The 23,225-nt window shown below is 33.1% G+C and carries 20 protein-coding genes; 6 read left to right on the top strand and 14 right to left on the bottom strand.

Translation table 11 applies throughout. The annotated features are described in order from the left end of the window. Window positions 1-2 precede the first annotated feature (2 nt). Complete coding sequence (locus Q0845_RS10460) at window positions 3-680, top strand: response regulator transcription factor (RefSeq protein ID WP_298512573.1); 678 nt, start codon at window positions 3-5, stop codon at window positions 678-680. Window positions 681-1,235: 555 nt separating this feature from the next. On the opposite strand, the gene Q0845_RS10465 is transcribed toward Q0845_RS10460, so the two are convergent. From Q0845_RS10465 to Q0845_RS10500, 8 genes are all read right to left on the bottom strand, one after another. Further along, a complete protein-coding gene (locus tag Q0845_RS10465; protein ID WP_298512575.1) occupies window positions 1,236-4,274 on the bottom strand; it encodes a T9SS type A sorting domain-containing protein in 3,039 nt (1,012 codons plus the stop codon). A gap of 452 nt (window positions 4,275-4,726) precedes the next feature. Continuing rightward, a complete protein-coding gene (locus Q0845_RS10470; protein ID WP_367180660.1) occupies window positions 4,727-7,297 on the bottom strand; it encodes a leucine-rich repeat domain-containing protein in 2,571 nt (856 codons plus the stop codon). After that, entirely contained in the window at window positions 7,269-7,637 is a 369-nt protein-coding gene (locus tag Q0845_RS10475; RefSeq protein WP_298512578.1) for a leucine-rich repeat domain-containing protein, read from the bottom strand. The genes Q0845_RS10470 and Q0845_RS10475 overlap by 29 nt, the downstream gene beginning before the upstream one ends. A gap of 1,272 nt (window positions 7,638-8,909) precedes the next feature. Continuing rightward, complete coding sequence (lipA, locus tag Q0845_RS10480; protein WP_298512580.1) at window positions 8,910-9,785, bottom strand: lipoyl synthase; 876 nt, start codon at window positions 9,783-9,785, stop codon at window positions 8,910-8,912. Window positions 9,786-10,192: 407 nt separating this feature from the next. Further along, window positions 10,193-11,407 carry an Nramp family divalent metal transporter gene (locus Q0845_RS10485; RefSeq protein ID WP_298512582.1) on the bottom strand — a complete coding sequence of 405 codons (1,215 nt, stop codon included), beginning with the start codon at window positions 11,405-11,407 and terminating at the stop codon, window positions 10,193-10,195. After that, a complete protein-coding gene (locus Q0845_RS10490; RefSeq protein ID WP_298512584.1) occupies window positions 11,404-11,961 on the bottom strand; it encodes a sigma-70 family RNA polymerase sigma factor in 558 nt (185 codons plus the stop codon). Before Q0845_RS10490 ends, Q0845_RS10485 begins: the two co-directional genes overlap by 4 nt. Then, window positions 11,952-13,052: a glycosyltransferase gene (locus Q0845_RS10495; protein ID WP_298512587.1), complete on the bottom strand. Its 1,101-nt coding sequence runs from the start codon at window positions 13,050-13,052 to the stop codon at window positions 11,952-11,954. Before Q0845_RS10495 ends, Q0845_RS10490 begins: the two co-directional genes overlap by 10 nt. A 26-nt stretch (window positions 13,053-13,078) precedes the next feature. Further along, on the bottom strand, window positions 13,079-13,282 hold the full coding sequence (locus Q0845_RS10500) for a membrane or secreted protein (protein ID WP_298512589.1): 204 nt from the start codon (window positions 13,280-13,282) through the stop codon (window positions 13,079-13,081). A gap of 328 nt (window positions 13,283-13,610) precedes the next feature. On the opposite strand from Q0845_RS10500, the gene aqpZ reads away from it, so the two are divergent. Continuing rightward, window positions 13,611-14,291: an aquaporin Z gene (gene aqpZ / locus Q0845_RS10505; protein ID WP_298512592.1), complete on the top strand. Its 681-nt coding sequence runs from the start codon at window positions 13,611-13,613 to the stop codon at window positions 14,289-14,291. Window positions 14,292-14,399: 108 nt separating this feature from the next. Next, window positions 14,400-14,918 (top strand): DUF4136 domain-containing protein, encoded by a 519-nt coding sequence (locus tag Q0845_RS10510; protein ID WP_298512594.1) that lies wholly within the window; start codon window positions 14,400-14,402, stop codon window positions 14,916-14,918. Window positions 14,919-15,070: 152 nt separating this feature from the next. On the opposite strand, the gene Q0845_RS10515 is transcribed toward Q0845_RS10510, so the two are convergent. Genes Q0845_RS10515 through Q0845_RS10530 form a run of 4 tightly spaced genes read right to left on the bottom strand, consistent with a single transcriptional unit; the run spans window position 15,071 to window position 17,773 of the window. Then, on the bottom strand, window positions 15,071-15,748 hold the full coding sequence (locus Q0845_RS10515; protein ID WP_298512596.1) for a response regulator: 678 nt from the start codon (window positions 15,746-15,748) through the stop codon (window positions 15,071-15,073). Window positions 15,749-15,759: 11 nt separating this feature from the next. Beyond that, window positions 15,760-16,575, bottom strand: coding sequence for a sensor histidine kinase (locus tag Q0845_RS10520; RefSeq protein ID WP_298512598.1), 816 nt, complete (start codon window positions 16,573-16,575; stop codon window positions 15,760-15,762). Continuing rightward, window positions 16,542-17,219, bottom strand: a complete 678-nt coding sequence (locus Q0845_RS10525; RefSeq protein ID WP_298512600.1) for a hypothetical protein — start codon at window positions 17,217-17,219, stop codon at window positions 16,542-16,544. Before Q0845_RS10525 ends, Q0845_RS10520 begins: the two co-directional genes overlap by 34 nt. Then, entirely contained in the window at window positions 17,219-17,773 is a 555-nt protein-coding gene (locus Q0845_RS10530; RefSeq protein WP_298512602.1) for a hypothetical protein, read from the bottom strand. Before Q0845_RS10530 ends, Q0845_RS10525 begins: the two co-directional genes overlap by 1 nt. A 298-nt stretch (window positions 17,774-18,071) precedes the next feature. Between Q0845_RS10530 and Q0845_RS10535 the strand changes: the two genes are divergently transcribed. Next, window positions 18,072-18,449 carry a hypothetical protein gene (locus Q0845_RS10535; protein WP_298512605.1) on the top strand — a complete coding sequence of 126 codons (378 nt, stop codon included), beginning with the start codon at window positions 18,072-18,074 and terminating at the stop codon, window positions 18,447-18,449. 281 nt (window positions 18,450-18,730) lie between these two features. Then, complete coding sequence (locus tag Q0845_RS10540; RefSeq protein WP_298512607.1) at window positions 18,731-19,075, top strand: mannan-binding lectin; 345 nt, start codon at window positions 18,731-18,733, stop codon at window positions 19,073-19,075. A 285-nt stretch (window positions 19,076-19,360) separates the two neighbouring features. Here Q0845_RS10540 and murB read toward each other — a convergent pair whose 3' ends face one another. Together murB and Q0845_RS10550 are read right to left on the bottom strand one after the other, a co-directional pair. Beyond that, window positions 19,361-20,380, bottom strand: a complete 1,020-nt coding sequence (murB, locus tag Q0845_RS10545; RefSeq protein ID WP_298512625.1) for a UDP-N-acetylmuramate dehydrogenase — start codon at window positions 20,378-20,380, stop codon at window positions 19,361-19,363. A 21-nt stretch (window positions 20,381-20,401) separates the two neighbouring features. Beyond that, window positions 20,402-21,592 carry a pyridoxal phosphate-dependent aminotransferase gene (locus Q0845_RS10550; RefSeq protein ID WP_298512609.1) on the bottom strand — a complete coding sequence of 397 codons (1,191 nt, stop codon included), beginning with the start codon at window positions 21,590-21,592 and terminating at the stop codon, window positions 20,402-20,404. Between the two features lie 153 nt (window positions 21,593-21,745). Here Q0845_RS10550 and Q0845_RS10555 point away from each other — a divergent pair, with 153 nt between their 5' ends. Next, complete coding sequence (locus Q0845_RS10555) at window positions 21,746-23,092, top strand: PDZ domain-containing protein (RefSeq protein ID WP_298512613.1); 1,347 nt, start codon at window positions 21,746-21,748, stop codon at window positions 23,090-23,092. The last annotated feature ends 133 nt before the right edge of the window (window positions 23,093-23,225 follow it).

Genomic DNA, 23,225 nt, shown 5'->3' on the forward strand with positions numbered 1-23,225 from the left:
ACATGGAAGACATAATCACAATAGCTTTAGTAGATGACGATGCATTAATTGTATCATTGTTAAAGGATTTCTTAGGAAATCAAGAAAATATGGAAGTCTGTTATACTGCTGATAGTGGCGAAATGCTCAAAGAAAAATTAGCAACAGACAATGCATTGCCAGATGTTATGGTGCTCGATTTAAACATGCCAGGCATCAATGGAGTAGAAGTAACCGAGTTTTTAAAGCAAAATTATCCAAGCATTCGTGCAATTTTGATGACGTCACATTATAAGCGATCGTTTATGGGCTTTATGTTAAAAACAGGCGTTTCTGCGTTTTTACCCAAAGGAATCTCGCCAGTACAATTGGTAGAAATCATTCGTGAAGTATATGACAAAGGATTTTACTTTATGGACGATCAATTAGGAGTTTTACGTGAGCAGATTTCACACAAAAGTCCAAAACCAACATTGATTGAAAAAAACAAACTTACCGAACGAGAAATCGACGTTCTAAAACTCATCTGTTTCCAAAAAACCGCCAAAGAAATTGCAGAAAAACTATTCATTGCACCACGAACGGTAGAAGGTCATAAAAACAACTTATTCATCAAAACGGAAGCTAGAAATATTGCAGGTTTGGTGATTTACGCCATTCAGAATAATTATATTGAACCGAATGAGATACCTTTGATTTAGACTGGTTTAGACTTGCTTTGCTCTTAGATTATTAGACCGCTTTCGCTATTAGATTTTAGACATGTTAGATACGTCATTGCGAGAAACATAGCGACGTGGCAATTTATTTCTCAGTACATTCTGAATCTTCAGACTATTACATGTACAAACGTCACTTCGAGTGAAATCTTGTAAAGATTTTGTATCGAGAAGTACTTGGAAATCGAGTCTTTTAAAGTGCTTCTAGCTAGTTCTGCTAAACTTATTGAAGTGCAATTTTCATTTTACTACATAATGAAAAAACCACTCTAAATGACGCTTCAGCATCAAAACAGAACAATTCTTGAACTCGTGACCAAAAGAGATTCCTGTCTTACTTCGACAAAGTCAATGACAAAAAAAATAGAAAATGGATGAGATGCTGAATTGAGTTCAGCATGACGCGGAACGTCAAAAAAGGCTAGAAGCGAAGCGCAACTAGCCTAAAATGTATAATTCTGCACAAAACTTTTTAATGAATACACCAAACTCATAGTGCTTTAAAAAGTTGATAATTTTTGTCTTGGTAAATCTAGGTTACAACTTTATAAATTTAAAAACGTTTTTTACATCTTTTAATTTTAAAAAATAAACACCAGATTGTAATTTCTCTATATTAATAGGCTGATTATTTGTAATCTTACCTTGAACAATCTTACTTCCTTGAATATCATAAATTACATAATCTTTAATTTCTTTAAGTCCAGTAATAGCTAATATGCTATGAGAAGGATTAGGATAAAGACTCAGTTTTTCAATGATAGTATTGGTGTCAACCCCTAAAGTTGCATCCACTGTCAAGAAAGCTAGGTTACTTTGAACACTGCATAATGATGAACTAAACACCTCTACAAGGTATTGACTACCATCGTCTGCCAATTGTACATTATTTAGCGTAAGTGTTGCGTTGGTTTCGCCTGCTAATGGTGTAAAAGGGCTGATAATAGATAAACTACCACCAAAAATTATATCACCTGAAGCTACATAAATAGTGCCGTTGGATTCGTATACTCCTCGGCAAAAATCACTCCCTAATCCATCAGCTGTCGTTCTAGTGGTAAAGGTATTTCCTCCATCTATAGAAATCGATAAACCAGCTCCAGGTGTAGCCACATAAATAGCACCGTTAGATTCGTATACATCAAAACAAATATTACTCCCTAATCCATCTGTTGTGGTCTTATTCATAAAATTATTTCCTGCATCTGTAGAGATGGATAAACCGCCTCCAAATGTAGCCACATAAATAGTGCCGTTAGATTCATATACGCCCAGACAATCATTAGTTCCTAATCCATCTGTTGTGGTCTTATTCATAAAATTATTTCCTGCATCTGTAGAGATCGATAAACCTCCATCTGTAGCCACATAAATAGTGCCGTTGGATTCGTATATTCCATTACAAACATTACTCCCTAAACCGTCTGTTGTGGTTTTATTGGTAAAAGAAGTTCCTCCATTTGTAGAAGTCGATAAACCTGCAACTGTAGCCACATAAATAGTACCGTTGGATTCATATACTCCATTACAAATATTATTCCCTAATCCATCTGTTGTGGTTTTATTGGTAAACGTACTTCCTCCATCGGTAGAGATCGATAAACCTCCATTTGTAGCCACATAAATAGTGCCGTTGGATTCGTATACTCCATTACAAACATTATTCCCTAATCCATCAGTTGTGGTTTTATTGGCAAACGTACTCCCTCTATCTGTAGAGATCGATAAACCTCCATTTGTAGCCACATAAATAATACTGTTGGACTCATAAACATCATAACAAACATTACTCCCTAATCCATCTGTTGTGGTTTTATTGGTAATAAGCTCTCCTGGTTCGTACCACTGATACATAACATTGGTACCTGAAGCTACAACATTAAAACTAGCATCACTTCCTTCAATAACACTTACATTTTGAGGCGGAGTCATGATGGCTATATCGCAAGGATCAACTGTTAATGTAACTAGGTTACTTTGCTCGTTACATGTTGATGTATTAAACACCTCTACAAAGTATTGACCACCATCGTCTGCCAATTGTACATTATTTAGCGTAAGTGTTGCGTTGGTTTCGCCCGCTATTGGTACAAAAGAGCTGATAATAGATAAACCTCCATTTGTAGCCACATAAGTAGTACCGTTGGATTCGTATACACCATTACAAATATTATTTCCTAATCCATCAGCTGTGGTTTTGTTGGTAAAAGTAGCTCCTCCATCTGTAGAGATCGATATACCTCCATCTGTAGCGACATAAATAGTACCGTTGGACTCGTATACATCTCGACAGAAATTATTTCCTAATCCATCAGCGATGGTTTTATTGGTAAAGGTATTTCCTCCATCAGTAGAGATGGATAAACCTCCACTTGTAGCCGCATAAATAGTGCCATTGGATTCGTATATTGCTAGGCAACCATTATTCCCTAATCCATCAGCGATGGTTTTATTGGTAAAAGTATTTCCTGCATCAGTAGAGATTGACAAACCTCCACTTGTAGCCACATAAATAATACTATTGGATTCGTATACATCTCGACAGAAATTATCTCCTAATCCATCTGTTGTGGTTTTAGTAGTAAACGTATTTCCTGCATTTGTAGAGATCGATAAACCTCCACCACTTGTAGCCACATAAATAATACCGTTGGATTCGTATACCCCTACACAGTTATTATTCCCTAATCCATCTGTTGTGGTTTTATTGGTAAAGGTATTTCCTGCATCTGTAGAGATCGATAAACCTCCAGATGTAGCTACATAAATAGTGCCGTTGGATTCGTATATATCTGAACAGATATTACTCCCTAATCCATCTGTTGTGGTTTTATTGGTAAATGTAGTTCCTCCATCAGTAGATATTGATAAACCTCCAAATGTACCTGCATAAATAGTGCCGTTGGATTCGTATACTCCTCTACAAACATTATTCCCTAATCCATCAGTAGTAGTTTTATTAGTAATAAGCTCTCCTTCTCCGTACCACTGATACATACTATTGGTACCCGAAGCTACAACATTAAAACTAACATCACTGCCTTCAATAACACTTACATCTTGAGGTTGCGTATTGATGGCTATATCGCAATTAATTAATTGCACATCTGCAATTTGAAGAATGGATGACGCGCTACAAGTTCCTGTAAAATTTAATCTATAATGTGTATACGAATTTGTATTTTGGAAAGAAAATGTTCTTGAAAAAAAACGTGTTGAAATACATGGAATTACGCCTGTAGTAATGCTTGTAAAGTTGGTGCCGTCATTAGAACCAAAAATTTCATAATTTGTCGGATCTCTTTCTGGAGCATCATTAGCAGTAACAAATTCCATACTCGTGACTCTACTTGCAACACCTAACATATCGACTTGAAAACCGATACCATCATTGGCATTAAAATCTAAATATTTTGTGTTTGAATTTTGGTCAATTACATTTTGTGCCCCTTCTCCGCCAGGAGAATTGACACTCCCAAAAGTAGTGGCAGTGTGTATAGAACTATCAAAAATGCCTTGCGCATAATTGGTAGTTGTTACTGTAATAAAAATGAGTAAAAGTAATAGTCTTTGCATATTAAAGTAGATTTTAGATAGGTAGGATTGGGGTTCATAAATGAATAAATCTAAACAAAGATATATAACATGATACCTCATAACTTTTAAATGTTCTGAATAGGTACTATGGTGTTCTGAAAAGTCAATAAATTAAAATTTGGAATTGTTGTACAGTAAGTGTTGTATATCCTAAAGTAGATTTATGATGTACGATTTTAGGAATGTTATTGCCACGTCATACTTCCTCGCAGTGACGTATTTTTGAAGCTTCAGATTATTACATGTACAAACGTCACTTCGAGTGGTTTTTCGAAATGGAATGAAGAAAAATTGTATCGAGAAGTACTCAGAAACTATCTATATCAAAGCACTTCTCGATACATTTTTTTCATTTTACTACGTAATGAAAAAACCACTCGAAGAGACGCTTTGAATATCTATAATTCGTATGTTTCTGACAAAAAATAAAACTAAGACTTCTGTATCTCTTCCAAAATCTTCTCAGTGATTTTCGTTAATTGACCATCCAAAATGCCTTTGCGTTTCGCTTCTTTCAAGCTGATAATATATTCCTCCTTATTTCCGGTAGTTTCGTTTCTTTCTTGAATATACATTCCGAATTGATAATCACCGAGTTCTAAAATCTTTTGTTGTGTAGTATCCATACTTTCTTTATCAAACTTCTCCAATCTTGGAAACTCACTCACAATAATGCAGTATACTTTTTTGTCTTTCCCATTGGCGATGGAATTCATCGTTTCCAATACTTCATTTTCAATAATATAACGTGAATTAAAAAAGTTTATCGACAACATAAAAATCACCAAATCACTTTCTTCCAATTCCTTTTGAATCTGATCGTGCCATTTTCCAATCGTAATATCTTCACAACTCCAATTATCAGCGACATCAAACAATTTTAGCATGTTTAAATGCTTGCGTAGTTCATCTTTATATTCCACATCTTTTCTGGAATAGGAAATAAATATCTTTTTTAGTTTAATATTTTTGTCAGGTAAGAAATATTTGTATTTACTTTTATTATGTTTATATGATAAGTTTTCAATCAAATCATTTTCATTTATTGAATATGTAAATGTTCTAGAATTTTGATTATTTGAATCTATCAATGACATAAAATAAACAAATATTTTTCCATCAATTGATATGTACAAATCTTTGGGAATTCCAATTTGAGCTAAAATTTCTTCATAGTATTTTTTTATTTGGCTACTTTTGTTTATTTGTACTTTTGTTTGCCAATATGCAAGTAAAATTTCGATAAAAATATATCGATTATATTTGTTTAAATTCTTTTTTTCTTCTGTGTTTTTTGTTTTTGTTCTAACAGTGATTGTTAGTTTTGAAGAGTCTAAAACTATCCAAACAATAAAGTTGTTAGTATAATGAAAAAGTAATTGATCTTCTCTATAATATTCAATATCAAAACTTTTATTTATTGTTTGCGTCAATAAAATTATAATCCTCCTTGGAATAAAATTTTTAAATTTTAAGACAAAAGCAGGAGTATTTAAAAAAGATTCTAGCCAATGGTTTTTGTTAGAATTAATAATTATAGGTAAACAGGATGGAACAATGTACTGACTTGATGTATTATTTTTGAAAATTATTTTTTCATTTAACAATAATTTTATGGTTTTATCATCAATATTTAGATTTGATAATTTTTTGTAACTAATTCTTCCATTATTTAAGTTCTTCCTATTTAGAACAGTTCTATAAATTTTACTAATTGTTTTTGTTGGATTCAACCAAGCAACATCATTTAATATATAATCATTTTTGTAGTATATTATTAAGCCTTTATGTGCTAGTTGTTCTAAATCTTCTCTAAGATATTTTTTTTTGTCTTTTATAGACAAACCTTCTCTTTTGTAATATTTAACAATTGTATTAAGTGAAATGGCATCGCTACTTTTTTTATTAATGATATAATTTAGAAAATTGGGATACCAAATTGGAACTATTTTTTTTGATGATTGAACTTCAATAATATCCCATAAAGTAACTTTTAAATAATTTAATGCGGCTTTATTACGTAATGTAGAATGATTTAAGTTAAATGATAGATGAAATTCATCAATTATGTTGTATTCTTTATATGGTAATTTCAAATTTTGTTTACTATTATCCTCATCCGCATGGGTTTGGATCAAGAGTATTGGATTATTGTAGTTATTGTCATTTTGTTTTTGAAAGTAATATTGTAATTCTGATAACCAGTACATTCTATTGCGATTCTGAATAGGATTATCGTTATTATCTTTTTTTAATAAAGAATTAGAATCACTTTTAGGAGTCCAAACAAGAATATTAATTGCTCCGAGTGTTAAAAGGGCCTGATATATGCCATTATAATAATCTTGTCCTCCAAAATCATAAAAAATGGCTTTAGGTAAGTTATAGTTTATACGTTCTTTGCTAGGAACTGTAGAAAAAATATGTGTACTTGTATTTCTAGCTACTTCAAGCTTAGAACAATCTTTTGTTTGTAAATATTTTAAAAGTGTAGATTTACCAGAAGCATGATTCCCTAGTAGAATTATTTTTACTGGTAACTGAATAGTAATTCTATTTTCATATAATTTTTGTAATTCACTTTTGATAATATTTAGATGATTTTCATCTTGATTTAATGATATATTTATGCGCTTAACAAAGGGATTGTTTTCTATATTTAAATACTTTATTCTATTTAATAGTATAATAGTTTTTAATTCTTTTAAATCGTTTATTGTATTACTTGATATATTTAATCTTGAAAGCTTGATTAAAGATTTTAGGCTTTCGATTTTAGCAATTTTATTGCTTGAAATATCAAGTTGAACTAAGCTAATTAGTTTTTCAAGATTTCCGATTTTAGAAATTTTGTTAGATGAAATATTTAATTTCTGAAGATTTGTTTGCTTTTCAAGGTTTTCAATTTTAGAAATTCTGTTATAAGAAATATTTAATTCGTGAAGATTTGTTTGTTTTTCAAGGTTTTCAATTTTAGAAATTTGATTGCCATATATATATATATAAGGTCAACAGATTAGTGAGCTTTTCAAGGTTTTCAATTTTAGAAATTTGATTGCCATATAGATGTAAAGTTGATAGTTTTTTCAACTTATCAAGATTTTCAATTTTAGAAATTTGATTACCAGAAATATTTAGTTTTTTTAGTTCAGTTAGACTATTAAAACCCTTAATTTCCTTAATTTTATTTTTTCTTAAGTTCAACCCAATTATTTGTTTGTCCTTACTCAAAAAATATATGTTAGAATTTCTCCAACTTATAATTTCATTCTCATCCTTCGTTTCTTCCAACGTAATACCATACACTGCCTCTAACTCTAAAATCTCTTTTGGTTTGCTCATGCTTATTTCTGTATTCTAAAATTTTTGTACGAATACAAGATACAAATTTGTAGGAAAGTGTTTTTAATGTGTCAATTTGATAATTTGAGCATATACTAATGAATTAATATATGTTCAATTAGGAAATAAAAGCCGCAACGAAGCACTTTCATTTCATACATAAGCACATCATAGTTGTTAAATACAACTTTGGAGGTATCCAAAACATGTTTGAATGATTCCGAAACTATTTTGAAGGATTAAATAAATACTTCAAAACCATCATAAAAGGCTTTTTTGTACTAATCAGACACTTAAAAGCTATAAACAAGTCCTTTTAATCGTTACATTAATACTTCGAGGTATTAATGTATTGCTTCGAAATACTTTTGGAATACTTAAAAAGGTGCTTGGAAGGGTTGAACCCTTGTCGGTATGGGGTGTTTTTAATGTATCTATTTGATAATTTGAAAATGTACTAATTGAAACACAGATCTTTTCAAAACGTCTTTGCGAGCATTTTATATTGAGTTTTTCGAAATGAAAAATGCGTGGCAATCTGTTTCTTAGTAAATTCTAAATCTTCTTAGAATGAGACTGCCACGTCATGCTTCCTCGCAGTGACGTTAAGTGAAAAACAAAAAAACAATTCGTGAATTCGTGGTAAAAATAAAGAAGAGGATTAAGAGCGTTTTTCTATTATTCAAAAAGATGATGAGATGCTGAATCAAGTTCAGCATGACGTGGAGTAGCTATCGAGAAGTACTTGGAAACTGAGTCTTTCAAAGCACTTCTCGATACAATTCGCTTAGGCGAATCACTCGAAGTGACGTTAAGTGAAAAAAACAATTCGTGAATTCGTGGTAAAATAGAGAAGAGGATTAAGAGCGTTTTTCTATCATTCAAAAAGATGATGAGATGCTGCATCAAGTTCAGCTAGATGTGGAATAGCTTTGGAGAAGTACTTGGAAACTGAGTATTTTAAAGCACTTCTCGATACAATTTTTTCATTTTACTGCGTAATGAAAAAACCACTAGAAATGACGCTTTAGAGTCAAAACAGAACAATTCGTGAATTCGTGACAAAAGCAAGAGTTCTAGAAAGCCGCTTAATTATTCAGTTTTTCATTCAAATTGGATTCCTCTCTTACTTCGACAAGCTCAGTAGAAGTCATTTGGAAATCGAAAATTCTACAAAGTCAATGACAAAAAAAGAAAAGAAGAAAAAAGGCTAGAAGCGAAAGCGACTAGCCTAAAATTTATAATTCATAATTCTGAATTTAACATTCAAAATTAATCAATATGTTTATGTGCTTTATACGAAGAACGCACCAACGCACCACTTTCTACATGACGGAAACCTAATTCCAATCCGATTTCGCGGTAACGATCAAATTCAGCAGGTGTTACAAAACGTTTTACAGGTAAGTGTTTCTTACTTGGCTGTAAATACTGTCCGATCGTAACGACATCCACATTCGCAGCACTTAAATCGTGCAGTGTTTGAATCACTTCTTCTTCCGTTTCTCCCAAACCAAGCATAATACCCGATTTAGTTCTGTTAATTCCTTGATCTTTCAAATATTTCAATACACCCAAACTACGATCATATTTCGCTTGAATTCGTACTTCACGCGTCAAACGACGTACCGTTTCCATGTTGTGAGACACTACTTCTGGAGACACTTCTACAATACGATCCAAATGACGTTCAATCCCTTGAAAATCTGGAATCAAGGTTTCTAGTGTAGTTGTAGGATTCATTCGGCGAACCGCTTTCACAGTTTCTGCCCAAATAATACTTCCCATATCTTTTAAATCATCACGATCTACCGAAGTCAAAACGGCGTGTTTAATCTTCATGATTTTAATAGAACGCGCTACTTTTTCAGGTTCATCCCAAGCAACCGTTTCTGGTCGTCCAGTTTTTACACCACAAAATCCGCACGAGCGTGTACATACATTTCCTAAAATCATAAAAGTGGCTGTTCCTTCGCCCCAGCATTCGCCCATATTTGGACAACTTCCAGACGTACAAATCGTATTCAATTTGTATTTGTCAACCAATCCACGAAGTTCGGTATATTTCTTTCCTGTTGGAAGCTTCACACGAAGCCATTTCGGTTTCCCTTTTGGAGGTAATACACTTGCTTTTGTTTCTACACTCATAGTAGCTATGCTATTCGTTCAAAATATGAACAGCAAAGATACAAAGAATCTCTTTGAAAATAATATTTGTTGTTAGTTGTTTGTGACTCGTTGTTAGTTGTGGATTGTCGTTTGAAAACATCTTTATAATTCAGACTTCAAAGTTTTTGTCACGAATTCACGAATGTTTTTTAATGATTCTTCTTGTGATGATGATTGCGAATTGATTTTGTTTTGAGCCTTTAAGCTATTATATTTTAAATGCTAAATGTTGAATTTTAAATTGAAAAACCAATAACCATAACAAACGAACAAACGAACAAACGAACAAATGAACAAATGAGCAAATGAACAAACAAAATTTAAAATGCAAAACTCAAAATGTAAAATGAAAAAGTATTTTCCCTAACACCTAACACCCAAAAACCCTAAAGCGTAAAAAGATACCAAATAGAAAATCCAGTTAAAAACAACATTCCCAACCAACTTAGAATACGCAATCTGAGTTTAGGTTGCCATTCTTTTGGAGTATGTTTACTGGTAATAAGTACGTAATTGGAAATGGCATAAAATGGTGCAGTTATAAAAGATAAAGCTGTAGCAATAAAGATAAGCGTTGACATTTCTGTTAAGAATTGTGTCAGAATCAGAATAGTTCCTGCAACCAGAATCAACATCCAAAAGATATAACTGTGTTTGATGTACTTTCCAAATAACAACTGACTCGTTTTTGCCATGGCTCTTGGAGAAGCATCTAAAGTGGTCAATGTGGTGCTAAACATGGTGGTAAAAGCTGCAATAGCAATAATAATATACGCGCCGCTTCCTAAGTTTTTGGTATATAAATCGATAAGTTGTGAAGCAAATTCACCACCTTTTGAAGAAAATTCTATTCCAGAAGCAAACATCACATACGCACCTAAAGCAATAAAACAAGCACCTAAAATGATCGTGACAATATAACCGAAATTAAAATCGAACAAAGCTGTTTTTGGCGTGAAATCTTCCGTTTCTTGACGTTTTTCAATTGCCCAGAGCGAGTGCCAAATCGAAATATCTAGCGGTGCTGGCATCCATCCCATAAAAACAATTAAGAGTGTAAGTCCAGCTCCTTCTGGAAAAATTTGTCCAATAGTTAAGGCTTCATTTCCATTAGAAATTGCAAAAGTAACAGCAAAAATGGTACTTATGGTTAGTGTAATGATGATGACTTTCATCAATTTATCTAAAAAGGAATAACGTCCCATTGTTAAAATTCCCAAGCAAATTAATGTGATAATGGTACTCCAAACGGCCATGGTAAAATCAATTCCAAATAATTGTTTTGCCAAACCAGCTGTGACAATAGTTACGGCGGTTTGTATGGTAAACATGGTTGCAAAGGATAGAATGAAATACGCAACCAATAATCCTTTGCTTAGTTTTTTATAACCATCTAACAAACTTTCGCCTGTGGCAGCAGCATATCGTGGTCCGAATTGAAAGAACGGATATTTGAATAAATTCACAAGCAATAATGCCCAGAGCAATCCGAAACCGAATTCTGCGCCCACTTTGGTAGAATTTACTAAATGTGATACACCAATGGCAGCTCCAGCGAATAATAATCCTGGGCCTAGTTTTTTAAGAAAAGAAGCATTCATTGTTTTTGAATAATTTCTGCAAGTAGCTTTTTAGCACGCAATAATTTCACCTTTACATTATTCATTGGTTCTTGCAGTTGTTCGGAGATTTCTTTGTAACTCAACTCTTGAAAGTAGCGTAAATTGATGATTTCTTGGTAATGCGGTTTTAGCTTTTTAATATCACGCAAAAGTTTGGCTAAGTTTTGTTCTGTAATGATTTTATCTTCCGGAGTTGGACCATCATCAATGATTTGATAGACTTCTTCTTCCTGTTCACCCGTAGTTTCAATCAGCTTTTTTTTCTTGCGAAGAAAGTCAATATGTACATTTTTAGAAATGGTAATCAACCACGTTTTAAACTTGTACTGCTCGTCATACGTGTCAATTTTATCAAAAGCTTTAGAGAAAGTTTGAATGGTAATGTCTTCCGCATCGTTCTCATTTTGAACACGTTTGAGTTGAAAACCATATACATCATTCCAAAAAGAATTTAGAAGAAAATTGAAAGCTACTTGATTGCCCAATTTAGCTTTTTGTATGTATGCTTTCAGAATCGTTTCTGCTATTTCCAATGCGTTGGTTTTGAAATCATGTTTGCTATAAAGATACCAAAATGAATGATAATTAAAAAGACTTCCAATATTGGAAGCAGATATAAGGAGTCTTGTTCTTTGAGTTTACGTGCCGAAAATCCAACAATAAAATATTGAACAACAATTCGAATTCCAATAATTCCTAAAGTAAGTTTCCAAAGATCTGTACACAATAGAAAGATGGCAAGTGCCCAAAATAATACTTGCGAAGTATAAAAAACACCTAATAAGAATTTATGAATGAATTTGTAATGAGATGACGTGCTAACGTGTCTTCTTTTTTGACGAAACCATGAACCGAAACTGTTTTTTGGCTGCGAAATGGTAAAACTGTTATGAGCATAACAAATGGTGGTGTTTTTGCCTGTTGCAGCATCTTTGATAAACAAATCGTCATCGCCAGATCGTATTTTGATATGATTTACAAAACCGTTGACTTTGTAGAATTCGCTTCTGTGATAGGCTAAATTTCGACCAACAGCTGTATAGGGAATGCCTAATTTTGCATAGCTGAATGCTTGTATGGCTGCCATTAACGTTTCAAATCGTATCAAAAGATTTAAGAACGAATTTTTCTTTCTCGCGTAAGCACCATATCCAATAATAATTGTTTTCGTCTTTGAAAAATGCTGTGTAAGTCCGGTCAGCCAATCTTGCGAAGCAGGTGCGCAATCGGCATCTGTAAATACTAAATAATCGTAAGTAGCCGCTTTAATTCCAAGCGTTAAAGCATATTTTTTATTTCCCCAAAATGCTTCATTATTTTCAACATTGACAACTTTAATATGGTTGTTCTTGGCTTCAAATTCTTCAATAATATCTCTGGTATCATCGGAAGAAGCATCATTGATCAATACAATTTCAAACGTTTTATACGATTGTTGTAAAAGTTGCGGAATTAGGATTTTAAGATTTTCGGCTTCGTTTTTTGCGCAAACAATCACAGAAACAGGAATGTTTTTAGGCTTGTTTTGTTTTGCTTTCTCAAAAGCGAATACTCCAAAAAGAAAAAAATAAAGTACTTGAATAGCTGCCATAGCTATCAATGCATACAAAAGAAAAGTAATCATAAAATAGGAGAGGAGCTAACTACTTATTATTTGTGTTGTGGTTCCGAGCAAGTATCAAACTGATCTGGAGTTTTTCCGCAGAATCCACAAGCGTCTCCATCTTTATTTAACATTGGGTTTTGACTTGCGCAAGTTCCTGCAAACTTTCCATCTTTCTTTGCCCAAATTTTAATTGCAATTCCTGCAACACTGAGTAATAATAAGCCAACTGTTAATAATGCAAGTTTCATTTGTGTGTTTTTATTTTATAAATTCAATCGAATAGAATTAGCTACAATCAATCTCTATATATCTTAAAAGATTGTGATGGTAGATTTTATACGATGTAAATTATGATAAATCTTATGCAAAGATACGGTTTTTTGTAAGATTGATAAATGTCAATATTCAAATTAAATATTAACAATTTTGAAAAATTAAAACGAAGGCTTGCAAGTGATAAATAAAGGTGAGACGAAAAATAGCAAGGTTTTAGTGACTTAGTTGTTAGTAAGTTAAGAAGCGTTGTAAGACTTTTTTTTCTAAATTGAAGATACTAATCAATAAAACATATACATTATGAAGAAGTATTTTGCAGAGATTTTTGGAACATTCTGGCTTGTATTTGGCGGTTGTGGAAGCGCAATTTTTGCCGCAGGATATCCAAATGTTGGTATTGGCTTTGTAGGAGTTTCGTTAGCTTTTGGTCTTACAGTACTCACCATGGCGTATGCCGTAGGGCATATTTCGGGAGGACATTTTAATCCAGCAGTTTCCTTAGGACTTTGGGCTGGAGGAAAGTTTTCTGGGAAAGATTTACCAGGTTATATTATTTCCCAACTCGTTGGAGCCATTCTTGCCGCAGGTGCCTTGTATTTAATTCTTACAGGTTCTGATAAAGAAATTGGAGGTTTTGCCGCCAACGGATATGATAATTTGTCGCCAGATAACTATTCCATGATGTCCGCTTTTATTGCTGAATTTTTACTTACGGCTTTTTTCTTATTGGTCATTTTAGGAAGTACGAATGAAAGAGCTCCAAAAGGATTTGCGCCAATTGCGATTGGTTTGTGTTTAACGCTGATTCACTTAATTAGTATTCCAATTACAAACACTTCGGTGAATCCGGCACGTTCTACGAGTCAAGCATTATTTGCTGGAGGCGATTATTTACCACAAACGTGGCTGTTTTGGGTAGCACCAATTTTAGGAGCTATTGTAGCTGGATTTATTCATAAAGCATTGTTTGATAAAGAATAAATACAAAATATATAAGATAAAGTTAAAGTCCTGTTTTTCCCATGAAACAGGATTTTTTATGGCATAATTATTCCTATCTTGTAATGAATTTGATGAAAAAGAAACGCTATGAAATATTTAGGAACACTTTGTTTATTGCTCGTATTTGTGTCTTGTTCGACACCAAAAGCAATGTTTGATTATGACCGAAACACCAATTTTGCTAAATATAAAACCTATAATTATTTTCCAGAAGTTGAAACGGGTTTGAGCAAGCTGAATGATAAACGTTTATTTCGCTTAACAGATTCCATTATGCAATCGCGCGGTTTTATAAAAACTGCGACTCCAGATTTTTATATTAATATTGAAACGGCCGCTTTTGAACCAGATAGAAATGCTGGAGTTGGCGTAGGTGTTGGCGGTGGTGGACGCAATGCTGGCGGCGGTGTTACCATTGGATTGCCAATTAATTCAAAACGAAATCAGGAAGTAGTAATTGATCTGGTCGATGTCCGAGAAGACCAACTATTTTGGCAAGCAATTGTAGAAGGATATTTTAAAGAAGAAGCTACACCAAAAGAACGCGACGCGTATTTTAAAGCTATTTTATTAAAAGCTTTTGAGAAATATCCGCCTAAGAAGTAGATGTGGTTTTTTTGAATTTTAAATGCTAAATGCTAAATGCTAAACGTTGAATTTTAAATTGATTCCTAGCTAAACAAATCAACAAATCAACAAAAAAACATATTTTTAAGACCCAAGACCCAAGACCCAAGACCCAAGACCCAAGACCCAAATCACTTCCCATTCGTTCGTAACAAAGGAATATCGATCAATTGATTTTGCAATACATAAACAACCAATCCTGCTACATTTCTACACTCTAATTTAGATAACAGATTATTGCGATGTCCGTCAACCGTTCTGGCACTGATAAATAGTTTTTCGGCAATCTCTGGAGCTGTATATTGTTCGCAAATCAGTTTTAAAACTTCTTTCTCTCTATTCGTTAATTCTACTGAAAACTGTGCTTTCGGTTTTTTCTTTGAGATGATATTTTCTCGAATAATAGCCAAGACTTCATCATTATAATAAAATCCTTTTTTATGCACTTCTTCAATCGTTTCTACCACTTCTTCGGGTTGTGAGTTTTTAGGCAAATACGCTACTGCTGACAATTCAATCATATTAATAATAAAGGCTCTGCTAAAATGTGTAGAAATCACAATGATTTTTAATTTCGGATATTTCTTTTGGATGAGTTTTGCCGCTTCAATTCCGTTCATTTTAGGCATTTTCAAATCGAGCAATAAAATATCGGGTAATTGTTCGCTTGCGGCTAATTTTTCTAATAAATCGACTCCGTTTTCAGCTTCCAAATCTACTTGAAGGTGTTCGTAGGCGTTTAATAGTAAACTCATTCCTTTTAGGAATAAAGCTTCGTCGTCGGCAATGGCAATAGAAATGGTTCTCATGGTAAGTTGGATTAAATTGTGTCAGATGGTATAGGAATTAAATCAATAACGACATTGGTGCCATTTTCAATAGATGAATTCAGTGTGTAAGTTGCATTGATAATGCGCAGTCTACTTTCAATATTTTTCATTCCAAGACCTTTTTTATAGTTTTTTTGAGAACTGTCAAAACCAGTTCCATTATCTTCATAGTGTAATTTTATAGCTGTTTCTTCAGCAGATAAATGCATGTCAATTTCAGTAGCTTTCCCATGTCGAATAGAATTGTTAATGAGCTCTTGAATGACTCTAAAAAGATTCAATTCGATTAAAGAATTAGTGATCGGTTTTGTCTTTTCTGAAGTTGTAAAATCGATATGAACATCACCAGATTTATTATAACTATATTGTAGCTCTCGAATCGTTTCAATCAACCCGAATTCTTCGAGCGTTGGCGGTAATAATTCATGCGAAATAAACCGGATTGAGTTTATAGTTGTATGAATCACGCTTTCTACTTCATTGGTAATGAGGTCAATTTCTTCATGCTTTTTACCATGTTTTTTCAATCGACAAATATTTAGAAAAATCACATTCAACTTAGATCCAATTTCATCGTGTAAATCTCTAGCAATTCGGTTTCTTTCCTTTTCTTGCGTCAAAATGGTTGCATGCAATAATTCTTCCTGATGTTTATAATCTAACTTCTGAATGCGCATCTGTTCTTTTAGGATTTTCTTTTGAGAATAATTCACAAAAAGGACAAATGCCATCGCAAAAGCAAGCATAATCAGAATACCAATGACAATTAGTATTATAAAGTTGTTTTCTTGAAAAATACTTTCCATAATCCTACTAAAATAAGTAAATGAAAAAGAACGTTTAACAGTGCATTAAAAATCCAAAAAATATCATACACTTGCGCATTCTCAAAATATACATTGCTACACATAAATATAAATAAACTTCCTGAATAATAAACAAGTATGGCAGAGTTGATCAGTCGTAAACTTTTGGATATGACAGGAGAAAACTGTTGGTTTTCTACAAGATTATAAAAGTAAACAATGGCAAAACCGATGATAGTGAGTTGTACAAATGTTTTTGAAAAACTATTGAATACAAAAATGCTTTGAATAGCTATAGAATTGTACACAATTAACAAACTTCCTAAAGTCAAAAAGTGCCAAAAGTATTTTCTGAAAAACACAGGTTTGTCTAATAAACTTCTATAGAAAAATGAAAATAAAATAAACTCGCCCAATGTGTATACATGTAAAAGTGGCAAGTTATTTTTATATCCTAAAGCTGCAACAATTAGTACTAGAATTTCAATGATTACATTCCAAATTAGAAAGTAGGCTAATTGTTTAAAAGGTGTATTTAGTTTTTTCCAAAATAGAAGACATAGCGCTACATTAATACAGAGACAAAACAATGCAATGTTTGCAGTATGAAAATAAATACTATTTAGTGTAACGCTAGAATCCATTAGTGAATAGGTTCATTTGTTGTAGGTGGATATTCCAATGTAGGAATTTTTTTTGGACAACCATTTGGGCAAGGTCGTGTAAAATCGAAATAAGTATGTGATAAAGTTCCATTTTTATCGATAGATTCAATTACAAACATGATTTCGGTTACAAATTCTCCTTTAATTGTTTTTCCATCCTCTTTCTTTGGTCGTATAGCATTCATTACAAATAATTTGTCGCTACATTCTACTTTACGATGTGCCAAGACTTCTAAGAGCATATCAAAATCTACTTCCGAGCCATAATTTAGTTTATCTGCCATATCTGGAAAAGCGCCTGGAGCATCTTTTGCTAGTGTATCTCTAACATTATCAATATAAGTTTTATACTTGCGAAGTCCACTTTCGGCTTCTTCATTTCCTAGTTTATGTGATTCATATGCTGTACTGTCTGTACAAAGGTTCCAATTGACAACTCTTGAATTTGTCAGTTCTGGTTTTTCTTGTTTACATGCTACAAAAGAGCTACATATAATTGCAATAAAAGCTGCGTATTTACTAATTGTTTTCATAATGATTGGTTTAAGGGTTTATCCGTTTTCAAGTTGAAGATACTGTATAAACTTCCAATAAAAATGCTTCTCAACTCAAAACAGGTTGAATTACCTAGTAAATGCCGTTGAATCACCTATAGGTAAAACATTGGGGAAACAGACCGCATAAAATGTAGGTTCAGCCTAATTTTAAAAATTGCGCTAATGTACTCTTACACAGGTTTTTAAATCTTTTGACATTTGTACCAACAAGATCGCAATGGAGTGCAGAACCCATTTAAAAAAACGCAGTATTAATCAATTTAAACTATATATTATGAGTAATCAAGTAGAAGAAAAAGTATTAAACAAAGTTGCAGAAAGTGCAAATGCTGTAGCAGCAAAGAGTGGTAACGGAACAGCTGGAAAAGCGGAAGGCAACATTAAATTTACAATGGAAGCGTATGAGTTTCAAGGGAAACTTCATATTAGAACTACATCAAGCAAAGTTCCTTTAAAGTTATATGCTCAAATATACCTTAATGGATTTCCATCAAACCCAAATACAGGATATACAAAAGATCATCAAATTAAAAAATCGCATGATGTTTGGAATACTGGACTAGATTGGGGAATGGGATATGGATGTGCTTTAATTATAGACACGTATGATAGTCCGTATACATACGAATATGTTTGTAAGTATACTACCTAATCGATTGTAATAAGTTCATTTTACAAAAACCTCTTAGCAATAAGAGGTTTTTTTATTTGATATATCCATAAAAACAGAAAAGAAAAATACCAAGTAGTTCAGCCTGATTTTTCAAAATAGGCTCATTCCCTCTTACGGTGAATATCAATATTATAGACATTTGTAACAGATCAAAATATAAAATTCGATTGAGTAGCTACCGAAATATTTTGAACCAACAGGCGAAACCGAAAAGCCTTTATAAATAGAGTAGGACATTAACCATTTTAAAAATAAAAATCATGTCAACATACAAATTAGATTTTAGAGCAGGACCAATTTGGAACAACGAAGAAGCACCAGCAATTGCAGAACATATTGCAGCAGCACGTCAAGGAAAGTGGAACGGCAACTGGACAACAGTAGTTCCAAGTAAAATGAGCGTAGTAGGATTAGAGTTATCTACCGAAAGTACTGGAAGTAATGAGTTTGTAACCGATGTATTAGCAGGACCATTATTTAGCAATGATGAAGCTCAAAAGTTTGGACCAGCGATTGCAGCTTCTTACGGAGGTGAATTTACGGGACAATGGACAACGATCAAGTCTGGAGTTATGAGTGTAATTCAAGTACGATTCAAATATTAATTTTTAGTGCTTACTAAACAGTGAAAAGGCGTCTCTTTTGGAGATGCTTTTTTAGTTTATAAATGAATGTAAAATTGACGAAACATTGTTTAAGTCAAATAATGTTTGTCTAAATAACATACCTTAAAGATTTTATTAACAACTACATAACTATAAAAATCATGTCGAAACTAAAAGATTTAAAGAAACCAAACATCTAAAATCCTCTAAAAAGCGCGTCAGCGCAATCTAACAGCGAAGCGATACTAATAATCTAACAGCGTTAGCGATCTAAAGATTAGCGATCTAACCAATCACATTCACTTCCGCTTCAATTGCAATATTGAATTTCTCTAAAACAGTTTCTTGTATTTTTTTAGATAAAGCAAGGATTTCTGCACCAGTTGCATTGTCATAATTCACTAAAACCAAAGCTTGATTTTTATGAACGCCTGCGTCTCCGAAACGTTTTCCTTTAAAACCACATTGTTCAATCAGCCAACCTGCAGGAACTTTAATTTCCGTATCAGACATTACATAATGTGGAACAGTTGAATGTTTGCTTTGTAAAATTTCAAATGCAGCTTTTGGAATAACAGGATTCTTGAAGAAACTTCCGCTATTTCCAATTTCCTTTGGATCTGGAAGCTTTCGTTGACGAATAGCAATCACGGCATCACTTACATCTTTAATGGTTGGATCTGTGATATTATTACTTTCCAATTCTTGCTGAATAGCTCCGTAAGAAGTATTCAATTTGTGTGATTTAGAAGTTAACTTAAATGCTACTGAAATGATAATATATTTTCCTTTTGCTTCATTCTTGAAGATTGAATTTCGGTAACCAAAATTACAATCTTCAAGAAAGAACATTTTTTCTTCTTGAGTTTCTATGTCAATGGCGCTACAGCCTACAAAAACATCTTTCAATTCCACACCATAGGCGCCAATATTCTGAATAGGTGAAGTTCCAACATTCCCAGGAATGAGCGATAAATTTTCAACACCTCCATAACCATTTTCAATACACCAAAGTACAAACTCATGCCAATTTTCACCAGCTTGAATGTTAACAATAACTTCACCTTGTGAATTTGGAGGGCCAATTACTTTTCCTTTAAAGTCGATATGTAAGACTGGAATGTCAATATCTTTAGTTATAAGCATATTGCTTCCGCCGCCAAGTATAAAATAATCAGAAAATTGTGATAACTGTAAAGCTTCAATCAATTCCTGCTTGTTGGAAACAGAAATAAAATATTTTGCCTTTGCGTCAATACCAAACGTATTGAATTTCTTTAAAGAAACATTATGTTGTATCGTAATCAAATAGTCGTTTTTAAATAATTAAGCGTTGTATGCTTTTAGTGCTTCTTTTAAAATAGTAACAGCAGTAATTAAGTCTTCTTTCTTTAATACATAAGCAATTCGAACTTGATTCAATCCAATGCCTGGCGTAGAATAAAATCCTGCTGCAGGAGCTACCATAATTGTTTCACCATTCCAATCAAATTTTTCTAAAAGCCATTGTGCAAAATCGTCAGCACTTTCTACAGGCAATTCTGCAATACAATAAAAAGCTCCTTTCGGATTTGCGACACGAACACCGTCAATCTTCTGTAATTCTGAAACCAATGTATTTCTACGTTCTACATATTCTTCAATCACATCGTCAAAATAACTTTGCGGAGTTTCCAAAGCAGCTTCACTAGCAATTTGAGCATAGGTTGGAGGTGATAAACGTGCTTGAGCAAACTTTAAGGCAGTAGCCATAAAATCTTTGTTTTTAGAAACAATGCAACCAATTCGTGCACCACACATGCTGTAACGTTTTGATACAGAGTCGATCACAATTGAATTTTCTTCCAAGCCAGCTTCTTGCATTACGGAATAATGCGTTAACCCGTCATAGGCAAACTCACGATATACTTCGTCCGCAATTAAGAATAAATCGTGCTTCTTAACAATTGCTGCTAATTTTTGAATTTCTTCTTTTGAATATAAATACCCTGTTGGATTTCCAGGATTACAAATCAAAATTGCTTTTGTTTTTGGAGAAATTAATTTTTCAAACTCTTCAATTGGAGGCAATGCAAAATTATCTTCCATTTTAGAAATGACAGGCACAACCTTTACACCTGAAGCTGTTGAAAAACCATTGTAATTTGCATAAAAAGGCTCTGGAATAATCACTTCATCACCAGCATCCATGATACTTCCAAAAGTAAATAATAAAGCTTCACTTCCTCCTGTAGTCACAATAATGTCAGTTGCACTTACGTGAATATCATTCTTTGCATAATATGCTGCAATTTTAGTTCGGTATTCTTCTGAACCTTCAGAGCGACTATACGCCAATACTTCAATGTCATTATTTTTAATGGCATCTAGTGCTACTTTTGGAGTTTTAATATCAGGCTGACCGATATTGAGGTGATATACTTTAGTGCCACGTTTTTTAGCGTCTTCTGCATACGGAACCAATTTACGAATTGGCGATTGTGGCATGGCAATTCCTTTGTTAGAAATAGTTGGCATAGTCTTACATTTTAATGAGTACAAAAATGCAAAATATATTTTATAATTTTAAGCGATTTAAGATATTTTCAACAACGTTAAAAAAGATATAAATTTCGTTAAAAAAATACTATTTTTTGTATATTAGTATGTTACCAATTTCCCTCTTATAGTTTGCAAACACTAAAAAAACATATCATTCTCTTATTGCTTTGTGTGGCTGGATTTTCTCAGGCACAGAGTAAGTTCAATATAATGGGCGGAAAGGAAAAAGCTTCTGTACGTTTTAAATTGATCAACAATCTTATCATTATTCCTGTGGAAATTAATGGTGTAGAAATGTCTTTTCTGTTAGATTCAGGAGTGAACAAACCGATTATGTTTAGTTTAAATCCTGGCGATTCACTCTCCATAGAACAGCAAGAACGCATTCAACTTCGCGGATTGGGTTCTGGAGAAGCTATTCAAGCTGTAAAAGCACGATCGGATACGTTTAAAATTAATGATATTCTCAAACTCAACTTAGAATTATATATCATTCTCGATCAAGAAATCAACATGTCTACGCGTTTGGGAGTTCCCATTCATGGAATTATTGGCTATGATGTGTTTAAAGATTTTATTGTTGAGATTAATTATAGCACAGAAAAAATAAAGTTTTACAATCCAGAATCCTATGAATATCGGAAATGCAGGAAGTGTACAGATTTGCCTTTGACTTTTCGGAATAATAAACCGTACATAGATGTTTCTGTTGCCATAGAAGAAGATAAAGAACCAGATATTCCTGTCAAATTATTGATAGATTCTGGCGGAAGTGATGCTTTGTGGCTTTTTGAAGACATAGAACAACGAATTACAATTCCTGAAAATAAGTTTGACGATTTTTTGGGAAGAGGACTCAGCGGAAGTATTTATGGAATGCGAGCACGCGTCAAAAAGTTTAACATAGGTATGTTTTCATTTGAAAATGCAAAAGTGGCGTTTCCAGATTCTACAGCAATTACCTATGTAAAAAACTTTAAAGAACGCAATGGAAGTATTGGTGGTGAAATATTGAAACGTTTCAGAGTTGTATTTGATTATGGAAATAAACGCATACGTCTTCGAAAAAGCAGATATTTCTCAGATCCATTTCGATATAATATGAGCGGAATAGAATTACAGCATAACGGAATGCGTGTGATTCAAGAAGTAAAAAAACGTAATAGTACACTACAAACCAATTACGGACGCCAAACGGGAGCAGGTGACATTAATGTAGTCTTTGAACATTACAATTCGTTCAGTCTGGTAAAGGCTTATGAAATTGCAGAAATCCGTAAAAACTCACCAGCAGAACTTGCAGGACTTAGGGAAGGCGATGTTATTGTATCGATCAACGGGAAAGTAGTTGATAAAATGACTCTTAGTAAAGTCACGGGAATATTACAAGGTAAAGAAAACAAACGCATGCGTTTAAAAGTATTACGAGGAGAAACCGTTTTAAAGTTTGAGTTTCGATTGAAGGAAGTGCTTTGATTGTTAGAAACGGCTTTGCCTTTAGACTTGCTTTGCTCTTAGATTATTAGAAACGTTTTGCTTTTTGATCGCTTTGCTTTTTGATCGCTTTGCTTTTTGATCGCTTTGCTTTTTGATCGCTTTGCTTTTTGAT

This window comes from uncultured Kordia sp. (assembly GCF_947489565.1).
In the GTDB taxonomy this organism is placed as follows: Bacteria; Bacteroidota; Bacteroidia; order Flavobacteriales; family Flavobacteriaceae; genus Kordia.